At 72.0% G+C, this 2529-nt stretch carries 3 protein-coding genes; all 3 read right to left on the bottom strand.

What is annotated here, in order from left to right; translation table 11 throughout:
- Positions 1-201: 201 nt before the first annotated feature.
- On the bottom strand, positions 202-597 hold the full coding sequence (locus tag ACFFNX_RS47500; RefSeq protein WP_378213000.1) for an SCO2097 family morphological protein: 396 nt from the start codon (positions 595-597) through the stop codon (positions 202-204).
- A gap of 183 nt (positions 598-780) precedes the next feature.
- The gene (locus ACFFNX_RS47495) at positions 781-2052 is read right to left on the bottom strand and encodes a DNA polymerase IV (protein ID WP_378212999.1); all 1272 of its coding nucleotides are present in this window, start codon (positions 2050-2052) and stop codon (positions 781-783) included.
- Positions 2053-2092: 40 nt separating this feature from the next.
- Positions 2093-2529: class I SAM-dependent methyltransferase (locus ACFFNX_RS47490; protein ID WP_512699888.1), on the bottom strand; the 437-nt coding region annotated here is incomplete at its 5' end.

Raw genomic sequence — 2529 nt, 5'->3', positions numbered from 1 at the left:
GAGCGGGCCGACCACGAGCGGGCCGACCACGAGCGGGCCGACCACGAGCGGGCCGACCACGAGCGGGCCGACCACGGGCAGGCAGGCCACGAGCGGGCGGGCGACCACGGGCAGGCTTTGCCACGGGCAAGCCTCGCGCGACGAGGCAGCCGGGCAGAACTCAGGACCGGGGCGTGGGACACGCACCCGGGGCGGGCTCGGTCATGGGCCTTCGTGGCGGCGGCGCCAGCGTTCCTCCATCCGTTCCATGAAGCTCGCCTTCGGCGCGCGGGACGGCTTGGCGCGTTTCCGGGGATCGGATTCCGCCCCGATACCGGTCATGCGCTTCCAGCTCGTCAGGCCCCAGGCGCAGCAGAACACCATGAGGAGGAAGCCCGCGACGCTGATCACGATGCTGATCGGCATCGTGTTCAGGATCGGCCCCGCCATCACCACGATCAGGCCGAGAACGAACCCGATCGCGGCCTTCCAGATCCTGCGCTTGTAGTGGACCTTCGGATCGGTCGAGCGGACCGCGGAAACGAACTTCGGGTCCTCGGCATACAGCGCACGCTCGATCTGGTCGAGCTGGCGCTGCTCGTGGTCAGAGAGCGGCACGGCGCCTCCCAAGGACAGCCCCGCGAAGGGTATACCCACGCCGGACGGAGACATGGCTATCGGTGATATGCCCAGAATACGAGCCGCGACGACCGTGGAAAAGAAAACGCTCCCCCGTAGACGCGCCGATCGCCGAGTCAATCAGCATGTTCACCGTCCGTGGTCACTTGCGTCACACTGCTCTCACTTGTCACGAGGCAACTCCTTACCGTAGTACGCCTTGCGCTCGCCATCGGGGCGTACGAGTGCCGCGGGGCGTACGGCGCCGGTGCCGAACCGCCGGGCCGCAAGGTCCATGACCTGCTCGGCCTCGCGCCAGCCCGTCTCCGACTCGCCCAGTGCGAGCTGACGTGTGGCGTCCCCGGCGGGAATGAGATTTTCGACACGTACGCCGACGAGCCGCAGCGGAATGTGCTCCAACCCGGACGCCTCGTACAGCCCGCACGCTGTGGCGTAGATCTCACGCGCCAGGTCGGTCGGCTCCCGGAGCGTGCGGGCGCGGCTGATCGTGGTGAAGTCGGCCCGGCGGAGCTTGACCGCGACCGTGCGCGCGACGTGGCCGGCGCCGCGCAGCCGCGCGCCCACCCGGTCGGACAGGCGCAGCAGCTCGCGCCGGATGCTCTCGGGGTCGGCGATGTCGACGTCGAAGGTCTCCTCCGCGCCGATGCTCTTGTCCCTGACCGCGGAGACGACGGAGCGTTCGTCCCGGCCCCACGCGAGGTGGTGCAGGTGCTCCCCGACCGCCTCGCCGACCTCGCGCCGGAGCGTGTCGAGCGGGGTCGCGGCCAGGTCGCCGACCGTGTGCAGGCCCAGGCGCAGCAGGATCTGCTCGGTGCGCTCGCCCACGCCCCACAGCGCGGCGACGGGGAGCGGATGCAGGAACTCCACGACACCGTCGGCGGGCACGACGAGCAGGCCGTCGGGCTTGCACCGGGTGGAGGCCAGCTTGGCGACGAACTTGGTGCTCGCGATGCCGACCGAACAGGTGATGCCCTGCTGCTCGGCGACCTGCCGGCGGATCATCTGGCCGATCTCGGCGGGCCGGCCGAGGCGGCGGAGCGCGCCCGTGACGTCGAGGAACGCCTCGTCGAGCGCGAGCGGCTCGACCAGCGGCGTGACCGAGCGGAAGATCTCCATGACGCCCGCCGAGACCGCGGCGTACCTGTCGTGGCGGGGCGGCAGGACGACCGCCTGCGGACACAGCCGCCGGGCCCGGCTCATCGGCATCGCCGAGTGCACGCCGAACCTGCGCGCCTCGTACGACGCGGCGGAGACGACGCCGCGTCCGCCGGCGCCGCCGACGACCACGGGACGGCCGCGAAGGTCGGGACGTTCGAGCAGCTCGACGCTCACGAAGAAGGCGTCCATGTCGACGTGCAGGATGCCGCAGCCGCTGTCGTCCCCGGGCGGCCCGGGCGGCGGCCCCGGCCGGTGCAACTGCTGCTTGCGGCTCACCTCGGTCTCCCGCCGCGCACGACGACCACGAGACGCGCCGTTACCGCCGCCGGGCGAGGGCGTGGAGCTGGGTGGCCACGTCCTTCAGCACCGGATGCATCGCGACCGCCCGTTCGAGGGCGAGAAGGTCTTCGGCGGCGCCGCGCTCACCGTCGATGAGGCCGCTCGGGACCAGGTCGGCGAAGACGCGGACGCCGTGCACCTCACCGACGCCCAGGCCGGAGCCCGCGATGAGCTCGGCCAGCATGCCGGAGGTGAACCGCCGGGGCATCGGGTCGTGCTCGCCCCACCGGCCCTGGGCGCTGGACAGCAGCCGCCGCGCGTCGTCGAACCGCCCCGCGAGCGCCCGGTGCAGCACGGCCGCGACCTGGTTGGCCGCCAGGACGCTGACCGCGCCTCCGGGGCGTACGGTGCGGGCGATCGAGGCCATCGCCGCGGCCGGGTCGTCGACGTATTCCAGCACGCTGTGGCACAGCA

The organism is Actinoallomurus acaciae, assembly GCF_042429965.1.
Taxonomy (GTDB): Bacteria; Actinomycetota; Actinomycetes; order Streptosporangiales; family Streptosporangiaceae; genus Actinoallomurus; species Actinoallomurus acaciae.
The sequence above is the reverse complement of the archived record's forward strand: the minus strand, read 5'-3'. Positions and strand labels throughout refer to the sequence as shown.